The 17,730-nt window shown below is 68.1% G+C and carries 16 protein-coding genes; 5 read left to right on the top strand and 11 right to left on the bottom strand.

Going from position 1 to position 17,730, the window contains the following annotated elements:
- Positions 1 to 28: 28 nt before the first annotated feature.
- On the top strand, positions 29 to 688 hold the full coding sequence (locus JMV16_RS04010) for a class I SAM-dependent methyltransferase (RefSeq protein WP_201492893.1): 660 nt from the start codon (positions 29 to 31) through the stop codon (positions 686 to 688).
- A gap of 91 nt (positions 689 to 779) precedes the next feature.
- Positions 780 to 1,526: a class I SAM-dependent DNA methyltransferase gene (locus tag JMV16_RS04005; protein ID WP_201492892.1), complete on the top strand. Its 747-nt coding sequence runs from the start codon at positions 780 to 782 to the stop codon at positions 1,524 to 1,526.
- Between the two features lie 86 nt (positions 1,527 to 1,612).
- Here the strand turns inward: JMV16_RS04005 and JMV16_RS04000 are convergent, their stop codons facing one another.
- The 3 genes from JMV16_RS04000 to gmd all read right to left on the bottom strand — a co-directional run bounded on the left by JMV16_RS04000 (position 1,613) and on the right by gmd (position 6,395).
- Positions 1,613 to 4,075: a glycosyl hydrolase family 28-related protein gene (locus JMV16_RS04000; protein WP_201492891.1), complete on the bottom strand. Its 2,463-nt coding sequence runs from the start codon at positions 4,073 to 4,075 to the stop codon at positions 1,613 to 1,615.
- A gap of 209 nt (positions 4,076 to 4,284) precedes the next feature.
- The gene (locus JMV16_RS03995; RefSeq protein ID WP_201492890.1) at positions 4,285 to 5,265 is read right to left on the bottom strand and encodes a GDP-L-fucose synthase family protein; all 981 of its coding nucleotides are present in this window, start codon (positions 5,263 to 5,265) and stop codon (positions 4,285 to 4,287) included.
- 2 nt (positions 5,266 to 5,267) lie between these two features.
- Positions 5,268 to 6,395 carry a GDP-mannose 4,6-dehydratase gene (gene gmd / locus JMV16_RS03990; protein ID WP_201492889.1) on the bottom strand — a complete coding sequence of 376 codons (1,128 nt, stop codon included), beginning with the start codon at positions 6,393 to 6,395 and terminating at the stop codon, positions 5,268 to 5,270.
- A gap of 152 nt (positions 6,396 to 6,547) precedes the next feature.
- On the opposite strand from gmd, the gene JMV16_RS03985 reads away from it, so the two are divergent.
- Both JMV16_RS03985 and JMV16_RS03980 read left to right on the top strand, forming a co-directional pair.
- Positions 6,548 to 7,888 (top strand): UDP-glucose dehydrogenase family protein, encoded by a 1,341-nt coding sequence (locus JMV16_RS03985; RefSeq protein ID WP_201492888.1) that lies wholly within the window; start codon positions 6,548 to 6,550, stop codon positions 7,886 to 7,888.
- A 223-nt stretch (positions 7,889 to 8,111) separates the two neighbouring features.
- A complete protein-coding gene (locus JMV16_RS03980) occupies positions 8,112 to 8,327 on the top strand; it encodes a cold-shock protein (RefSeq protein WP_201492887.1) in 216 nt (71 codons plus the stop codon).
- Positions 8,328 to 8,388: 61 nt separating this feature from the next.
- Here the strand turns inward: JMV16_RS03980 and rfbC are convergent, their stop codons facing one another.
- The 8 genes from rfbC to JMV16_RS03940 are packed head-to-tail and all read right to left on the bottom strand — an operon-like array spanning position 8,389 to position 16,968.
- Positions 8,389 to 8,955, bottom strand: a complete 567-nt coding sequence (gene rfbC, locus JMV16_RS03975; RefSeq protein WP_201492886.1) for a dTDP-4-dehydrorhamnose 3,5-epimerase — start codon at positions 8,953 to 8,955, stop codon at positions 8,389 to 8,391.
- A 2-nt stretch (positions 8,956 to 8,957) separates the two neighbouring features.
- The gene (gene rfbA / locus JMV16_RS03970; protein ID WP_201492885.1) at positions 8,958 to 9,842 is read right to left on the bottom strand and encodes a glucose-1-phosphate thymidylyltransferase RfbA; all 885 of its coding nucleotides are present in this window, start codon (positions 9,840 to 9,842) and stop codon (positions 8,958 to 8,960) included.
- A 28-nt stretch (positions 9,843 to 9,870) separates the two neighbouring features.
- A complete protein-coding gene (gene rfbD / locus JMV16_RS03965; protein ID WP_201492884.1) occupies positions 9,871 to 10,770 on the bottom strand; it encodes a dTDP-4-dehydrorhamnose reductase in 900 nt (299 codons plus the stop codon).
- Positions 10,767 to 11,828 (bottom strand): dTDP-glucose 4,6-dehydratase, encoded by a 1,062-nt coding sequence (rfbB, locus tag JMV16_RS03960; RefSeq protein WP_201492883.1) that lies wholly within the window; start codon positions 11,826 to 11,828, stop codon positions 10,767 to 10,769. The genes rfbD and rfbB overlap by 4 nt, the downstream gene beginning before the upstream one ends.
- 16 nt (positions 11,829 to 11,844) lie before the next feature.
- Positions 11,845 to 13,269, bottom strand: a complete 1,425-nt coding sequence (locus JMV16_RS03955) for a mannose-1-phosphate guanylyltransferase/mannose-6-phosphate isomerase (protein ID WP_201492882.1) — start codon at positions 13,267 to 13,269, stop codon at positions 11,845 to 11,847.
- On the bottom strand, positions 13,266 to 14,282 hold the full coding sequence (gene galE, locus JMV16_RS03950; RefSeq protein ID WP_201492881.1) for a UDP-glucose 4-epimerase GalE: 1,017 nt from the start codon (positions 14,280 to 14,282) through the stop codon (positions 13,266 to 13,268). The genes JMV16_RS03955 and galE overlap by 4 nt, the downstream gene beginning before the upstream one ends.
- Before the next feature lie 19 nt (positions 14,283 to 14,301).
- Positions 14,302 to 15,555: a hypothetical protein gene (locus JMV16_RS03945; protein ID WP_201492880.1), complete on the bottom strand. Its 1,254-nt coding sequence runs from the start codon at positions 15,553 to 15,555 to the stop codon at positions 14,302 to 14,304.
- An 18-nt stretch (positions 15,556 to 15,573) separates the two neighbouring features.
- On the bottom strand, positions 15,574 to 16,968 hold the full coding sequence (locus JMV16_RS03940) for an undecaprenyl-phosphate glucose phosphotransferase (protein WP_201492879.1): 1,395 nt from the start codon (positions 16,966 to 16,968) through the stop codon (positions 15,574 to 15,576).
- A 182-nt stretch (positions 16,969 to 17,150) separates the two neighbouring features.
- On the opposite strand from JMV16_RS03940, the gene JMV16_RS03935 reads away from it, so the two are divergent.
- Complete coding sequence (locus JMV16_RS03935) at positions 17,151 to 17,681, top strand: hypothetical protein (RefSeq protein ID WP_201492878.1); 531 nt, start codon at positions 17,151 to 17,153, stop codon at positions 17,679 to 17,681.
- Positions 17,682 to 17,730: the final 49 nt, after the last annotated feature.

Here is a 17,730-nt window from a genome sequence, read left to right as displayed (position 1 = left end):
TCTTGATCATCGTTTTCAACCAGGCCATATGAAGCCATTCGACTACGCCTTGTCCGATCGCCCCGAAGTGGCCAGACTCCTGCCCGGCAACTACCGCACGGTGCTCGAGGTCGGTTGCGCCAAGGGAGGGTTTCGCTCCAGTCTCGACCCCGGCGCGGAGGTGTGGGGCATCGAGCCCAATGCGGGCGCAGCGCAATTGGCCAAGGCGGCCGGCTACAGAATCCTGACAGGGATCTACGACACGGTTGCCCATGAATGCCCGGACGGCTACTTCGACCTGATTGTCTGCAACGACGTGATCGAGCACATGGTCGATCACGACAAGTTCCTCGAAGAGATCAAGTCCAAGCTGAAGCCGGGCGGCATGATCGTCGGCTCCGTCCCCAACGTGCGGTATTTCGGGAACATGTTCAAGCTGGTTTTCAGGCAGGATTGGCAATACGTCGACCAGGGCATTCTCGACAAGACGCACCTGAGGTTCTTTACCGAGAAGAGCCTGCGAAGAACCTTCTCGTCCCATGGCTACGTGGCGGAAGTCCTGACTGGCATCAACAGCGAACTCGCACGCCCGCTCGGGTTGCGGCAGATCGGAAAGAACGGCCTCCTCTTGCTGGTGATGGCGCTTTCGTTCGGATCCTTCGGGGATTTTCGATTTCTGCAATTCGGCTTTCGCCTCAGGCTCGCGTGAGCGCGAATAGGCCCGAGGCGGGCTGGCGCAGCCCTTTCGAGCGTCGACAATCGCGGCCCCTGCGCCGCAGGCATTGATCGGGAGAGCCTTGTTGGAAGAGTGGAAGCGGCGGCTGTACGCGGGCTATGTGTCAACGGGCCAGTCGACGGCTCAGGGTGGCGAGTCCGGGCCCTTCGACGCGCGCCGCCACCCGCAGATGATGGCCTGGCTGCGCCAGGTGCTGCCGGCCCGGCGCGACCTGCGCATCCTTGACCTCGCCTGCGGCCACGGGCCTCTGCTCCTGTGTGCCAAGGCGCTGGGCTGCTCGCGGCTGGCGGGTGTCGATGTATCGGCCGAGCAGGTGGCGCTGGCGCACCGGGCGGGCCTGGACGAGGTCGTCTGCCAGGAACTGTCCGAATACCTGGCGGGCCATCGCGGCGAGTTCGACCTGATCTTCGCGATGGACGTGCTGGAGCATCTCACCAAGCCCGAGTTGCTGGAGTGCATGGACCAGGTGGCGCTGGCACTGGTGCCGGAAGGGCGGCTCGTGATCCATGTGCCCAATGCCGAAGGACTGTTCGGGATGAGGGTGCGCTATGGCGATCTGACCCACGAGACGGCATTCACGCCGCAGTCCATCTCGCAACTGCTGCGTGCCACCGGCTTTACCGACATCCGCTGCGATGAAGACCGACCGCAGGTGCATGGCCTGAAAAGCGCAGTGCGGCGGGCGTTGTGGCACGGGTTGACGGCGCCCGTGCGCCTGCTGCTGGCGGCCGAGACCGGGTGCTTGGGCCACGTTTTGTCGCAGAACATGCTGGTGCAGGCGCGCAAGGCCGGCGGGACCTCCGGCAAATAGGCGGGACGCTATCTGCCTTCCCGAGAAGCGCCGTCAACCCCGACTCGCAGGCGAATGGCGACAAAGGCGGCTCAGATGGCGCTTGCTTATTGCACCGCGGTATTCAGCGCCCGTTCGCTGCTGCTGGAGGTGGCCGCGTTTGACCACAAGCCCCCCGAATTGACCAAGTCATTGCCTGATATCGTGGTGCCAACAGCACCAGTGCCAATGCGGAACGCAGTGGCGCAGTAGGTGCAGGTGTTGCCTTGCATCACCGTGCCCAACAGCCGCGGCAGCGTGCTTGGCGAGTAAGCGGTGGTTTCGACGTTCATCTGGTTCATGTACCCCTCCATGGCGAAGGGGCCATCCGTGCGTGAGGCGTCGACGTTGGGGTTGTTGGCGGTAAGGGCGTTGCGACGAACGTGTACGCCGATATGCGAGATGCCGAAGGCCTCGCCGTCGTTGTTGGCGAAATGCACGCTCAAGTAAGACGGGTAGCGCCGAGTCGTGTTGACGACCAGGTTGCCTTGCACGGCGACGTTGTAGACGGGTGAGAAGAAGTTGCTGGAGAGCTTCTGGAAGGCGCGCACCAGGATGCCGCCGGACTCCGACAGCCTGTTGCCGACGATCTCCACCTCGCGCACCGCGGTGGAGTACAGCCAGATGCCGCGCGGGTTGTTGTTCAGCGCGTTGCCCTTGATCAGCGAATGCTCCAGGCCCCACACCGCGGTGGCGTAGCGGCTGCTGGTGTCGGGCAGCACGTCCCAGGCGCGGCCAATCGTGAACTCGCCGCCGCTGTAGGCGGTGATCCGGCGTGTTTGCCCCGCGCCCGTGCCGGCGACGATGGCAATGCCGTAGTTGTCGGGCAGGCTGCCATTGACCTGAACATTCGGGTTGAGGCTGGCGGCAGGGTCGGTCAGCGTGGTCGCCGTGGCCCTGGCCACCCGGCCTAGCCCTTCTGTGCGCGTGGCGCCGCCGCCTTCGGTGAGGATGGTCTCGCCGTCATTCCTGCTTGGGTCGACAGGACCATTGATCAAGTCGAAGCGGTTTCCCACTATCGCGATTCGGCGAGCAAAGTTGACGGTGATCACGTGCACCACGCCCGGATCGCGGCGCAGGGCATCCCGTGTCCAGGCATTGCCCTGGACGTAGGCGTCGCTGACGCGGTCGAAGTTGGTGCCGACGCCGTTGAGAAAGCTGACCCGGTTGCCCATGAAGACCAAGCCGCTGTTGCTCGACATATGGGCCGCACCCGTGCCCAGGCTGCCGGTCTGCAGGAACTCGCTGGCGACAACGGCGATGTCGGTGTTGCCATACATCCAGGCCATTGCCGTCGCGCCCTCGTTGACACGCACGTTCTGCACCGCGATGCGCCTGTTGTACTTGAGGTTGAGGCTGCTGGTGGCGGCGCTGCTGGTGTTGGTCAGCGTGAGGTTGCGCACCGCATAGAGGTCGGCCTGGTAGCTGTAGATTGCCGATTCGCTGCCATGCCGCAATTCGGTTCTCTCCTTGCCCGCGCCCTGCAGCACGGTACGCGACAGCATCTGCACGCCCTTGCCCAGCACGCACACGCCGGCGGGCAGGGTGACCACGCCGCCGCCCTGCCTTTGCGCATAGGCCAGGGCGGCCTGGATGGCGCCGCTGTCGTCGCTGCGGCCGTCGCAGGCCACGCGGCTGGCCAGGCGGCTGTCGGAGGCGGCATCGATGGTGCGCGCCGTCAGCGGCGCAAAGGCCGCGGCCCAGCCCACGCCCAGGCCGAAGGGGTCGCCGCTGGCGCCGGTGACGACGGCGGTGGCGCGCTCCAGCGTGGCCGGGCCTGTGCCATTGCCGTTGTCGACCGTGATCACTGCGGCCGCGCTGGCGCGCAGGCCGGCCGGCGCGGTGACGGCCAGCAGGTGCTCGTCGCTGGCCGCGAGGTTGACGGTGGCGGCCAGGCCGTCGACCGTTACCGCCGGCGTCGAACCGGGCAGGGCCAGGTTGCGGCCCAGGATGCGAAAGGCGCCGCCAGGAACGATCTGCGTGGCGTCCAGGTGCTGGGGCTGGGCGGCGTTCAGAGCCACGCGCGCACCCGTGTTTTGCCCGTTGGAGATGCGCAGCGCCAGTGCGCCGTTCAGGCCGGCCGGAATCTGGACGGCGATCCAGCCGGTGCCGACCTGGTTGACCACGGCCAGCGCTTGGGCGGCGGTGCTGCCCAGGGCTTCGAGCCAGACCAGGGGCGCGCTGCCGAAATTTTCGCCCTGCAGGCTGACGATATCGCCGGCACGCGCGCTGCGGCTGGCGTTGAAGACCACCGGCGCCGGTGCTGCGGCGTCGGCCACCAGGGGCGGGGCATAGACCGGCGTGGCGGCAGGCTCGGCAGCGGCGGCCGGCGCTGGCGCGGATTCCGCGGGCGCCGAAGCCGCGGGTGCCGGTGCCGCAGCCGGAACTTCAGTGGCCGTCGGCGCGGCCGCTGCGTACAGGGCTGCGGCGAAGGGCGCGGCCGTCGACGTGCCGGCCGGCGATGCCTCTTCGCCTTCGCCGCCGCCACCTCCGCAGGCCGCCAGGGCGGCGGCGAACAGGATCGAGATCATCAGGCGAGGGCGTTCGGGGACAAGGGCAAGGGATGCAGACACGACGGACTCCGGCAGACCTCCCGGGTTTCGTCGTTCCTTCCCCTCCATCCAAGGGGATGGGCAGTCTGATCTGTAAGGGGATGCTGCGGCAGGCGCATGCGCTTGCAGATGGCGTGAAATGAGGCGGAGATTCTGGCGCTCCTCAGCGGCGCGGTCACCGGGTGCCGCTAGCCGGCCTGCCGCGCAAATTCCTCGTAGGCCACCTTCAAGCCCTCGCGCAGCGGCGTGCGTGCCTGCCAGCCGGCGGCGGCGAGCAGGCCCACGTCCATCAGCTTGCGCGGCGTGCCGTCGGGCTTGCTACGGTCGTAGGCGATGGCACCGCCGTAGCCCACGACCTCGGCCACGGTGGCGGCGAGCTCGGCGATGGTGAGGTCATTGCCGACGCCGATGTTCACCAGCGGCGGCTCGAAGCGGCCCGAGACGCTCTCGTCGCTGCCCAGCAGCGGCGTGTAGCGCTCGTCGGGCAGGCCCATCAGGAAGACGCAGGCATCGGCCATGTCGTCGCTGTAGAGGAATTCGCGCCGCGGTGTGCCGGTGCCCCACACCGTGACCTCGGGCTCGCCACGCGCCTTGGCTTCGTGGAACCTGCGGATCAACGCCGGGATGACGTGGCTTTGCGTCGGGTGGTAGTTGTCGCCACGGCCGTAGAGGTTGGTCGGCATCGCCGCCAGGTAGCGCGTGCCGTACTGGCGGTTGTAGCTCCAGCACATCTCGATGCCGGCGATCTTGGCCAGTGCATAGGGGCGGTTGGTGGGCTCCAGCGGGCCGGTGAGCAGGTCGCGCTCGCGCATGGGCTGGGGTGCCAGTCTCGGGTAGATGCAGCTCGAGCCGAGGAAGAGCAGGCGCTGCACGCCGGCGCGCCACGCGGCGTGGATGACATGGGTCTGTATGGCCAGGTTGTCGCGGATGAACTCGGCCGGCCGGCTGTTGTTGGCGACGATGCCGCCCACCTTGGCCGCGGCCAGGAAAACGTATTCGGGCCGCTCGGCGTCGAAGAAGGCTTGCGTGGCCTGCGCATCGGTGAGGTCGAGATCGGCGTGGCTGCGCGTGATGAGGGCGGTGTGGCCACCGGCCTGCAACCGGCGCACGATGGCGCTGCCGACCAGGCCGCGGTGGCCGGCCACAAAAATGCGGGCACTGCGGTCCATCACTATTCGTGGTGGTCGTAGGCCTGGAAGCCGGCCAGCTTGATCAGGCTGTCGCGGCGCGCGCTCTGGTAGTCGCTTTCCACCATCTCGCTCACCAGCTGCTCGAAGCTGGTGGCCGGCACCCAACCCAGCTTGGCCTTGGCCTTGGACGGGTCGCCGAGCAGGGTCTCGACCTCGGTGGGGCGGAAGTAGGCAGGGTCCACGCGCACGATCACGTCGCCCGGCTTGCACTTGGCGCGTGCCTCGCCGCGGCTGCCCGCCACGGCGGTGACGACGCCGATCTCGTCCACGCCCGTGCCCTCGAAGGCCACCGTGATGCCGAGAACGGCCGCCGCGCGCTGCACGAAATCGCGCACGCTGTGCTGTTCGCCGGTGGCGATGACGTAGTCCTCGGGCTTGTCCTGCTGCAGCATCAGCCACTGCATCAGCACGTAGTCGCGCGCATGGCCCCAGTCGCGCAGTGCGCCCAGGTTGCCCAGATGCACGCAGTCCTGCAGGCCAAGTGCGATGCGGGCCACGGCGCGTGTGATCTTGCGCGTGACGAAGGTCTCTCCGCGCAGCGGGCTCTCGTGGTTGAACAGGATGCCGTTGCAGGCATACATGCCATAGGCCTCGCGGTAGTTCACCGTGATCCAGTAGGCGTAGAGCTTGGCCACCGCATAGGGGCTGCGCGGGTAGAAGGGCGTGGTCTCCTTCTGCGGTGTTTCCTGCACCAGGCCGTAGAGCTCGCTCGTGCTGGCCTGGTAGAAGCGCGTCTTCCTTTCGAGGCCGAGGATGCGGATGGCCTCCAGCAGGCGCAGCGTGCCGATGCCGTCGGCATCGGCCGTGTATTCGGGCTGCTCGAAGCTCACCGCCACATGGCTCATGGCGCCGAGGTTGTAGATCTCGTCGGGCTGCACCTGCTGCACGATGCGGATCAGGTTGGTGCTGTCGGTGAGATCGCCGTAGTGCAGCTTGAAGCGCTGGTGCTCGACGTGCGGATCCTGGTAGAGGTGGTCGATGCGGTCAGTGTTGAACAGCGAGGCGCGGCGCTTGATGCCGTGGACGGTGTAGCCCTTGTCCAGCAGCAGCTGGGCCAGATAGGCGCCGTCCTGGCCGGTGACGCCGGTGATGAGTGCGGTCTTGGTCATGCAATGGGCCGAATCTGGATCAACCCGGGAAGATATCACCTCCCCGTGAATGCGCCGCGGCCCGGTCACAGGCGGGTGTCACAATTCCGGCCTGCCGGCCCTTTGCCGGCCATCCAGTCATCGAGAGGGCGCGCGGCGCCGGGGAAAGCAGCATGAAAGTCACAGTCGTCGGCACCGGTTATGTCGGGCTCGTCACGGGCGCCTGCCTGTCGGAAATGGGCAACCATGTGGTCTGCCTGGACATCGACGAGCGCAAGATCCGGATCCTGCTGGACGGCGGCATCCCCATCCACGAGCCCGGGCTGCAGGAGATCGTGCGCCGCAACGTGGCCGCGGGGCGGCTGCAGTTCACCACCGACGTCGCCGCGGCGGTGGCCCACGGCACCATCCAGTTCATCGGCGTGGGCACGCCGCCCGACGAGGACGGCTCGGCCGACCTGCAGTACGTGCTGGCCGCGGCCAGCAACATCGGCCAGCACATGACCGACTACAAGGTCATCGTCGACAAGAGCACGGTGCCGGTGGGCACGGCCGACAAGGTGCGCGAGGCCGTGCGCGCGGCGCTGCAGGCGCGCGGCCTGGGCGACACCGCCTTCGCCGTGGTCTCCAACCCCGAGTTCCTGAAGGAAGGCGCGGCGGTCGAAGACTGCATGCGCCCTGACCGCATCGTGGTGGGCGCCGACGACGAGCGCGCCATCTTGCTGATGCGTTCGCTCTACACGCCCTTCATGCGCAACCACGACCGCCTGCAAGTGATGGATGTGCGCAGCGCCGAGTTCACCAAGTACGCCGCCAACGCCATGCTGGCCACGCGCATCAGCTTCATGAACGAGCTGGCGCAGCTGGCCGACCGCGTGGGCGCCGACATCGAGATGGTGCGCAAGGGCATCGGCAGCGATCCGCGCATCGGCACCCACTTCCTCTATCCCGGCACTGGCTACGGCGGCAGCTGCTTCCCCAAGGACGTGAAGGCGCTCATCCGCACCGGCCAGGAGAACGGCATGCAGCTGGGCGTGCTGCAGGCGGTGGAAGATGCCAATGAGCGCCAGAAGATGGTGCTGGTACACAAGATCGTCGCGCGCTTCGGTGAGAACCTGGCCGGTCGCCACTTCGCGCTCTGGGGCATGGCCTTCAAGCCCAACACCGACGACATGCGCGAGGCGCCCAGCCTGGTCATCATCGACAAACTGCTCAAGCTCGGCGCCACGGTCAGCGCCTATGACCCGGTGGCCATGCCCGAGTCGCGCCGCGTGCTGGGCGAGCGCGCCGGCCTTGTCTTCGCCGCCAGCCAGGCCGAGGCCTTGGCCGGTGCCGACGCGCTGGTGGTGGTGACCGAGTGGAAGGAGTTCCGCAACCCCGATTTCGATGCCATCAAGGCGGCGCTGAAGCAGCCGCTGATCTTCGACGGCCGCAACATCTTCGACCCGGCGCTGATGCGCATGCACGGCATCGAGTACGCCGGCATAGGACGCGGCGCGCGCCAGCCGGTCTGAAGCGGCTCGCAGGGCCCAGGAACTTTATTTCCCGTCCCCCCGGATCGCGGGGGGACGATGCGGTACATTCGCTGGGTAGATTTGAGCAAGATTGTTGTTTGACGGTTTCTTCTGCGTCCCCGCTGCCTGCGGGCTTACGGTTGATTCCCTGATCGGTGATTTTCTTGGCCGCATCTGCACTGCGCCGGCATGTGCTGCGCAGCAACCGTGAAAGGAATTCAATATGACGACGCAAACCGGTACCGTGAAGTGGTTCGACGATGGCAAGGGCTTCGGCTTCATCACCCCCGACGGTGGTGGCAAGGATCTCTTCGCCCACTTCAGCGAAATCCAGAGCACCGGCGGTTTCCGCAGCCTGGCCGAAAACCAGAAGGTGCAGTTCGAGGTGAAGCAGGGCCAGAAGGGTCCGCAGGCCTCCAACATCCGCGCCGCGACCTGATTCAGGTCCAGCCCCAATGAAAACCGCGGCCTCGGCCGCGGTTTTTTCTTGTCTGCCGGGTCTAGGCGGGCGGCAGTTCGGCCTCGGCCAGCAGCGGTGCTGCCGCGTCCTTGGGCGCCACCAGCGGCAGGCCTTGCAGCGGCCAGGCGATGGCCAGTGCGGGGTCGTCCCAGCGGATGCAGCGCTCGCAGTCGCGCGCATAGACATCGGTGGTCTTGTAGAGGAAATGGGTGTCGTCCTGCAGCGCGACGAAGCCGTGGGCAAAGCCCGGTGGTAGCCACAGCTGCAGGCGGTTGGCCGCGCTCAGCTCGGCGCCGAACCAGCGGCCGAAGTGGGGCGAGTCGGTGCGGATGTCGACCGCCACGTCCCAGGCAGCGCCCTGCACCACGCGCACCAGCTTGCCCTGGGCATGCGGCGGCAGCTGGTAGTGCAGGCCGCGCAGCACGCCAGCCTTGCTGCAAGAGTGGTTGTCCTGCACGAAGCGCGGCGGCAACGGCTCGCCCTGTTCGCGAAGAGCGGCCTCGAAGCGGGCTTCGTTGAAGCTCTCCATGAACCAGCCGCGCTCGTCGCCGAACACGGCCGGCTCCAGCAGCAGCACGCCGGACAGCGGGGTCTTGGTGAGCTTCATGCTCAAAAGGCCGCTTTCTCGCGCAGCAACTGCATCAGGTACTGGCCATATCCGTTCTTGAGCATGGGCGCGGCCAGGCGCTCGAGTTGTTCGGCGTCGATCCAGCCGGCACGGTAGGCGATCTCCTCGGGACAGGCCACTTTCAGCCCCTGGCGCTTCTCCAGCGTGGCGATGAACTGGCCTGCTTCGAGCAGGCTGTCGTGGGTGCCGGTGTCCAACCAGGCATAGCCGCGGCCCATGATTTCGACCTCAAGCTGGCCCTGGCGCAGGTATTGCGCATTGACCTCGGTGATCTCGAGCTCCCCGCGTGCGCTGGGCTTGATGGCGGCGGCGATGTCGCAGACCTGCGGGTCGTAGAAGTACAGGCCCGTGACGGCGTAGTTGCTCTTGGGCGCCTTGGGCTTTTCTTCGATGCTGAGCGCCCGCCGGGTGGCGTCGAACTCGACCACGCCGTAGCGCTCGGGGTCGTTGACATGGTAGGCGAACACCGTCGCGCCGCTGCTGCGCGCCTGGGCGCGGGCGAGCAGGGCGCTGAAGTCGTGGCCGTAGAAAATGTTGTCGCCCAGCACCAGGGCGCTGGGCGCGCCGCCGACGAAATCGCGCCCCAGGATGAAGGCCTGGGCCAGGCCGTCGGGGCTGGGCTGGACACAATAGCTCAGGTTCATGCCCCAGCGGCTGCCGTCTCCCAGCAAGGCCTGGAAGCGCGGCGTGTCCTGCGGCGTGCTGATCAGCAGCACCTCGCGCATGCCGGCCAGCATCAGCGCGGCTAGCGGGTAATAGACCATGGGTTTGTCGTAGACCGGCAGCAGTTGCTTGCTCATGGCCAGCGTGGCCGGGTGCAGCCGGGTGCCGGAGCCGCCGGCGAGGATGATGCCCTTGCGTTGCATGGTTGTGGTGCTCCTGCGCTTTGTCTGTTCAGTGACCCAACACTTCGGTCAGCATGCGTTCGACGCCGGCCTGCCAGTGCGGCAGCGCGAGGCCGAAGGCCTGCTGCAACCGGCCCGTGGCCAGGCGCGAATTGAGTGGCCGCCGCGCCGGTGTCGGGTAGTCGGCCGTCGTGATGGGCTCGATGGCCGCGGGCGCCACCTTGATGTCATGGCCGCGCGTGCGCGCCCATTCGATGACGAAGCGCGCATAGCCGTGCCAGCTGGTCTCGCCGCCGGCCACGCAGTGGTAGGTGCCCGAAAGCGCCGGCTGTGCCAGCAACTGCCGCAATGCGTGGGCCGACACATCGGCAAGAAGGTCGGCGCCGGTGGGTGCGCCGATCTGATCGTCTATGACACGCAACACTTCGCGCTCGGCCGCCAGACGCAGCATGGTGCGCGCGAAATTGCCGCCGCGTGCCGCATAGACCCAGCTCGTGCGCAGGATCAAATGGCGGCAGCCGCTGGCGCGGATGAGAGCTTCGCCTTCGAGCTTGGTGCGGCCGTAGACGCTCAGCGGCCCGGTGGCGGCACCCTCGTCGCGCGGCGCGCTGCCGCTGCCGTCGAAGACGTAGTCGGTGCTGTAGTGCACGAGCGGCACACCCAGGGCCGCCGCCTCGTGCGCCAGAACGCCGGGCGCGGTGGCGTTGATGGCCTGCGCCAGCTCGGGTTCGCTCTCGGCCTTGTCGACCGCGGTGTGGGCCGCGGCATTGACGATGGCGTCGGGTTGCACGCGTTGGATGAGCGCGGGCAGACTCTCGGGCCGCGAGAAATCGGCCTGTAGGTCTCCCGGCGTATCGAAGTCGCAGCCGACGACCTCGCCCAGCGGCGCCAGCGCGCGCTGCAGTTCCCAGCCGACCTGGCCGTTCCTGCCCAGCAGCAGAATCTTCATCGCGCGGCGTAGTTGGTGGCCAGCCAGTCGCGGTAGCTGCCGCTCTGCACATTGGCCACCCAGTCGGCGTGGTCCAGGTACCACTGCACTGTCTTGCGGATGCCGGTGTCGAAGGTCTCGGCCGGGCGCCAGCCGAGTTCGCGTTCGATCTTGCGCGCGTCGATGGCGTAGCGGCGGTCGTGGCCAGGGCGGTCGGCCACATGGGTGATCAGCCGCGCGTAGGGGCCTTCGGCGCTGGGGCGCAACTCGTCGAGCAAGGCGCAGACGCGATGCACGATCTGCTTGTTGGTCATCTCGTTCCAGCCGCCGATGTTGTAGGTCTGGCCGACGCGGCCCTTGGCCAGCACGGTGCGGATGGCACTGCAGTGGTCGGCGACAAAGAGCCAGTCGCGCACCTGCTGGCCGTCGCCGTAAAGGGGCAGCGGCTTGCCGGCCAGCGCGTTGACGATCATCAGCGGAATCAGCTTTTCCGGAAAGTGGAAGGGTCCGTAGTTGTTACTGCAGTTGGTGGTCAGCACCGGCAGGCCGTAGGTGTGGTGCCAGGCCCGCACCAGGTGGTCGCTGGCCGCCTTGCTGGCGCTGTAGGGGCTGTTGGGCTGGTAAAGGTGGTCTTCGGTGAATGCCGGGTCGGTGGGCCCCAGGCTGCCGTAGACCTCGTCGGTGCTGACGTGGTGGAAGCGGAAGTCCGCCCTGTCGTCGCCACTCAGCGCGCCCCAGTGCGCCCGCGCTGCCTCAAGCAGCGTGAACGTGCCCTCGACATTGGTCTTGATGAAGGCGCCGGGGCCGTGGATGCTGCGGTCGACGTGGCTCTCGGCCGCGAAGTGGACGATGGCGCGCGGGCGGTGCTCGGCGAAGAGGCGGTCGAGCAGGGCGCGGTCGGCGATGTCGCCGTGTACAAAGACGTGGCGCGCATCGCCTTGCAGCGCGGCCAGGTTCTGCTGATTGCCGGCGTAGGTGAGGGCGTCGAGGTTGAGGATGGTCTCGTCGCTCGCCCCCAGCCAGTCGAGTACGAAATTGCTGCCGATGAAGCCGGCGCCGCCAGTTACCAGGATCGTCATTTTCTTGGGGCTCTGTTCATTTCCGTCCGTAGGTGTCTTCGAAGCGCACGATGTCGTCCTCGCCCAGGTAGCTGCCCGATTGCACCTCGATGATCTCGAGCGGCACCTTGCCCGGATTGCGCAGCCGGTGGGTCTCGCCCAGCGGAATATAGGTGCTCTGGTTCTCGGCCAGCAGCAGCACCTTGTTGCCCACCGTGACCTCGGCCGTGCCGGTGACGACGATCCAGTGCTCGGCGCGGTGGTGGTGCATCTGCAGGCTCAAGGACGCGCCCGGCTTGACCATGATGCGCTTGACCTGATGCCGCGGCCCGTGGTCGATGCTGTCGTACCAGCCCCAAGGCCGGTGAACCTTGCGGTGCAGGGCCTGCTCACCGCGCTGCTCGCGCCCCAGCTGGGCGACGATGTTCTTCACGTCCTGGCTCTTCTCGCGGCTGGCCACCAGCACCGCGTCGGGCGTTTCGACCACCACCACGTCCTGCAGGCCCACGGCGCTGACGAGGCGGCTGGTGGCGTGGACAAAGGTGTTGCGGCTGTCACTGACGATGGCGTCGCCCACTGTGGCGTTGCCGTGCTTGTCCTTGGGCGTGACCTGCCAGACGGCTTCCCAGGCACCGAGGTCGTTCCAGCCGGCGGCCAACGGTTCCATGCGGATGTCAAGCACGCCGGGGCAGGCTTCCATTACCGCGTAGTCCACCGATTCGGCCGGCACGGCGGCGAACTCGGCCTTGCCCGGGCGCACGAACTCGGCGTCGGTCTTGCGGGGTGCCCAGGCGGCGCGGCAGGCGGCGGCAATGTCGGGCCGGAAGCGCTCGAGCGCGGCCATCCACGCCGAGGCGCGCAGCACGAACATGCCGGCGTTCCAGTAGTAGTCGCCGGCAGCCAGGTAGCGCTCGGCGGTGGCGAGGTCGGGCTTCTCGACGAACTGCGCCACGCGGCCGGCTTCGGCGCGGATGTAGCCGTAGCCGGTCTCGGGGCGGTCGGGCGTGACGCCGAGGATGGCGATGGCGCCCGTTGCGGCGCTGTGGACGGCGCGGCGAAGCGCGGCCGTGAAGGCGGCCTCGTCGGTGACGGTCTGGTCGGCCGGCGTCACCACCAGCACCGGATCGCGGCCACCTTCCAGCGCCTGCAGCGCCGCCAGCGTGACGGCCGGCGCGGTGTTGCGGCCCACCGGCTCGAGCAGCACGGCCGAGGGCGTGACGCCCAGCTCGCGCAATTGGTCGAGCACCAGGAAGCGGTGCTCCTCATTGCCCACCACCACGGGGGACGCCACTTGGATGCCGTCGCCGCCCAGGCCCTGCAACCGGCTGGCAGCCTGCTGGAACAGGCTGGTATTGCCCGACAGCACGAGGAACTGCTTGGGGAAGCCCGAGCGCGACAGCGGCCACAGCCGCGTGCCCGAGCCGCCGGCCATGATGACCGGGCAGACGTCGATGGAGTTCATGTTGCGAAGCCCTTGGGGTTGAGCGACTGCCAGCGCCAGCTGTCCTGGCACATGCGCGCCAGGTCCAGCTGCGCCGACCAGCCGAGGAGTTGGCGCGCCAGTGCGGGGTCGGCCCAGCAGGCGGCCACGTCGCCGGGGCGGCGCGGCACCACTTCATACGGGATCTCGCGCCCGCTGGCGGCGGCATAGGCAGCCACCACCTCGAGCACGCTGTGGCCGCGCCCGGTGCCAATGTTGACGGTAACCGAGCCCGGGTGGGCCAGCAGGCGCTGCAGCGCCGCGACATGGGCCTCGGCGAGGTCGCCGACATGGATGTAGTCGCGCACGCCGGTGCCGTCGGGCGTGGCGTAGTCGTTGCCGTAGACCGCGAGGCATGGCCGCCGTCCCACCGCGACCTGGGCCACATAGGGCATCAGGTTGTTGGGCGTGCCGCGCGGGTCTTCGCCGATGAGGCCGCTCTCGTGCGCGCCCACCGGGTTGAAGTAGCGCAGCGTGGCGGTTTGCCAGGCCGAATCTGCGGCGCCGAGGTCGCGCAGGATTTGCTCGCCCATCAGCTTGGTCTGGCCATAGGGGTTGGTGGCCGACAGCGGCGCGTTTTCGCGTATGGGCAGGCACTCGGGTTCGCCGTAGACGGTGGCGCTGCTGCTGAAGACCAGGCGCTTGACGCCGTGACGCATCATCGTGCGGCAGACGGTGAGCAGGCCGCCCAGGTTGTTGGCGTAGTAATCGAGCGGCAGCGCCGCCGATTCGCCCACCGCCTTGAAGGCCGCGAAATGGATGCAAGCGGCAATGCGGTGGCGCTGGAACAGCCCTTCCATCGCCGCCTCGTCGCAGACATTGGCGCGCTCGAAGACGGGCTCGCACCCGCCCAGCTGGCGCAGCCGCACCAACACCTCGGGCGAGCTGTTGGAGAAGTCGTCGACGCCCACCACCTCGTGGCCCGCCGCCTGCAGCGCCAGCCAGGTGTGGGACGCGATGTAGCCGGTGGCGCCGGTCAGCAGGATGTGGGCCATGGAGGCCTGCCGCCGCGACCTATTGCAACGTGAGCTGGCCGAGGCAGCTCAGGGTTTGCGCGTCGTAGCCCACGCTGAGCAGGCCGCCGGCGCTGCGCCGCTCGCTGCCGAGATCGCAGCTGAACTGCAGGCTGCGCGTGGGTGTCCAGCGCAGCCCGAGCGACAGCGTGTTGGTGCGGTCGGTATCGAAGGCGCCGGTGCGGAAGTCGCCCGTCTGTGAGATGTTGCGCCGCACCTGACGCGCGCTGGCGGTGGCCGCGATCTTCGGCGAGGCCTGGTATTCGAGGCCCAGCAGGTATTGATTGCTGCGCACATTGCTGTCGCTGTTGGCCTGCACGAAGTCGAAGCTGTTGTTCGCACCCAGCGTGAGCAGGCGCTGGTTGAAGCTGTCCTGGCTGGACTCGCGCGTCGCCAGCGTATTGACTGCCAGCTTGCCCGTGGCCTGCCAGCGCCAGTTCAGCGAGCCGGTGGTGCTGGTGGTCGAAGAACTGCTGCCGTCGGCGGCCTTGTTGCGGGAGCGCCCCGGGCTCAGGCGGGCGAACAGGCTGCTCGCGGCACTGGGCTGCCAGGCGGCGGTGAGGTCGATGTCGTTGCGCTTGAAACGGGTGTCGCGGCCGGGGTAGCGGCCGTTGGTCTGGCGCACTGCGAGGCCGAAGTTGGAATGCGCGCCGGGGCGCCAGCGCAGGCCCAGCGAGCCGCCCTGGCGGCGCACCTCGCTGCCGGCGAAGGCGGCTTCGGAGTAATCGGTGCGGCCCCAGCTGGCGCTGGCCTCGCCGGTCCACTCCGAGACCACGCCCACGCGCACGAGCGCGTCGAGCGCGCCGTCGGTCTGGATGTTCCTGCGCGTCTCGGTGGCCTGCGAGGTGCCGGCGCTGAAGGGGCGCAGCGTGCGGCTGGCGCTGCCGGAGAGATTGCCCGACACGCGCTCGGCACTTTCCCAGTCCAGGCCCAGGTTTGCGGCATAGCCTTCGTGGTTGAGGCGCTCGTTGTCGGCATAGCGGTTGGCGCGCAGCGAGCCGCTGCCGTGCAGACGCTGGCGGCCTATCGGCTGGTTCACGCCGGCGAAGAGCGAGGTCACGCTCAGCGTGTCGGAGCGCGATGCACCCTCGGGCAGCGTGGCGCCGCTGGCGGCGCGGTAGAGGTTGGAATCGTGGGCCAGCGTCTGCGAGCCGCCGATGTAGTAGGGCGAGGTCTGCGCCTGCGCCAGCGTGCAGGCGGCCAGCCCGGCCGCTGCCAGCAGGGTGGGAATCGGAAGTCGGGGCAGTCGCTTCATGGCTCGGTTGCCTTGCGGTTAGTAGGCGTTGCGGTCGATGAAGACCAGCTTGATGGTGCGGGCGATGATCTGCAGGTCCAGGCCCAGCGACCAGTTGCGCAGGTACTCGAGGTCGTATTCGACGCGCGCCTGCATCTTCTCGATGGTGTCGGTCTCGCCGCGGTGGCCATTGATCTGGGCCCAGCCGGTGATGCCGGGCTTGACCTTGTGGCGCACCATGTAGGCCTTGATGAGCTGGCGGTACTGCTCGTTGTGGGCCACCGCATGCGGGCGCGGCCCGACGATGCTCATGCGGCCCTGCAGCACGTTGATGAACTGCGGCAGCTCGTCCAGCGAGGAGCGGCGCAGGAAGGCGCCGAAGCGCGTGATGCGCGGATCGTCCTTGGTCGCCTGCTTGACCACCGCGCCGTCGTCCAGCGTGCGCATCGAGCGGAACTTGTAGACCACGATTTCCTCGCCGTCCAGGCCGTTGCGGCGCTGACGGAACAGCGCCGGCCCCGGCGAGGTGAGCTTGACGCCGATGGCGATGGCCGCCAGCAGTGGCGTGATCAGCACCAGGATCAGCGTCGCCAGCACGATGTCCGACAGGCGCTTGATGAGCCGGTTGGTGCCGGTGAAGGGGGTCTCGCAAAGGCCCACCACGGGCACGCCGTTCATGTCCTGCAGGCGGCCCTGGATGATGCTGATGCCGAAGACATCGGGCACGAAGAAGATGCTGGCGGTGGTGCCCTGCACCTGCTCGAGCAACTCGACGATGCGCGGCTGCGAACCCAGCGGCAGCGTGATGTAGACCTCGTGTACGCCCTGGGCGCGGATGTAGGGCGCGACCTCGCGCAGATTGCCCAGGCGCTGGACCGCCGCCGCGGTGTCGACGCGGTCATCGGCGCGGTCGTCGAAATAACCGAGGAACGACATGCCGATATCGCCACGGGCCTGGAAGGCGCGCGCCACCTTCACGCCCAGTGCGCCGGCGCCCACCACCACGGCCTGGCGGCGGTTCTCGGGCTGGGCAGCGAGCCGGCGCAGCGCGGTGCGGCCCGAGAAGTAGGCCAGCCACTGCAGCACCGGTGTCAGGCCGGCCCACCACATCAGGATATCGGTCTGGAACAGCTGCAGGCTGCGCGTGGCATAGCCGCACAGCGCCAGGATGACGAGCAGGCTGACCCAGGAACTGGCGATGTCGACCGCGGTGTTCAGCGGCCGGTCCCAGAAGCGGTTGCGGCCAGGGAAGGTGAGCGCGAAGATCAGCAGGCACAGCGTCAGGTCGGAGCGCCCTATGGGCTCGTCCAGGGCCTGCGAGATGCCCAGGAAGACCAGCACCGTGATCGAGGGCTCGAGAAACGCCGCCACCAGCGAGGTCACCGATTGCGGTGCGCTGTAGAAGGTTCTCTTGTAGCCTCGGTCTTCGAACATCTCTCGGTAACGGAAACAGTGCGCGCGGGTCTTTGCAGGCGAAGCCCGTCAAGGAAAAGCCCCTGCAGTCCGCCTGATCGGCGGCCAGGCACCTGGAAAGCCGGCCATTCTCGCCCAATAAGGCGGGGCTTCCGTGACCTTGCCGTGTCGGCCGGCCGGGGACGGCTGCCTACAATCGCACGATGCTTCAAAGTCTGCACGCGCTCGTGGCGCCGGCCCTGGCCGAGCGTCTGACCCTGCTCCTCAACCATGTGCTGGCCGCCGAAGCCGTGGCCACCGAGAAGCTGCGCCCGCATGCCGGCCGCGTGGTCTCGGTCACGCTGGCCGGCTGGCCCGCGCTGCTGCCGGCTCCGCCGGCACTGGCCTGGCGCGTCACGCCGGCCGGGCTGCTCGAGTGGTGCGGCGCCGACGCTGATGCCGCGCCCGATCTTGCGGTGCAGGTAGACGCCACCAACCCGGCGTTGATGGCGGCACGCGCGCTGGCCGGCGAACCGGCTTCGGTGCAGATCGACGGCGATGCCCAGCTCGCCGGCGACGTGAACTGGCTGATCCAGAACCTGCGCTGGGACGTGGCCGCCGATCTCGAGCGCCTGTTCGGCCCGCTGGTGGCCCAGCAGCTCAGCCAGCTCGGCCGCAGCGCCGCCGCCGGCCTGCGCCTGGCGCTGCAGGGCGCGGCCCGCCTGGCCGAGCGGCTGCGCTCGCGCGGCACATGAGCCTGGCTCCGGGCCAGCCGGTGCGCTGCGGCGCGCGTCTTGCCGGCCG

The organism is Rubrivivax sp. A210 (assembly GCF_904426505.1).
Classification (GTDB): Bacteria; Pseudomonadota; Gammaproteobacteria; order Burkholderiales; family Burkholderiaceae_C; genus Rubrivivax.
This window is presented reverse-complemented; position numbering and strand designations above follow the sequence as displayed.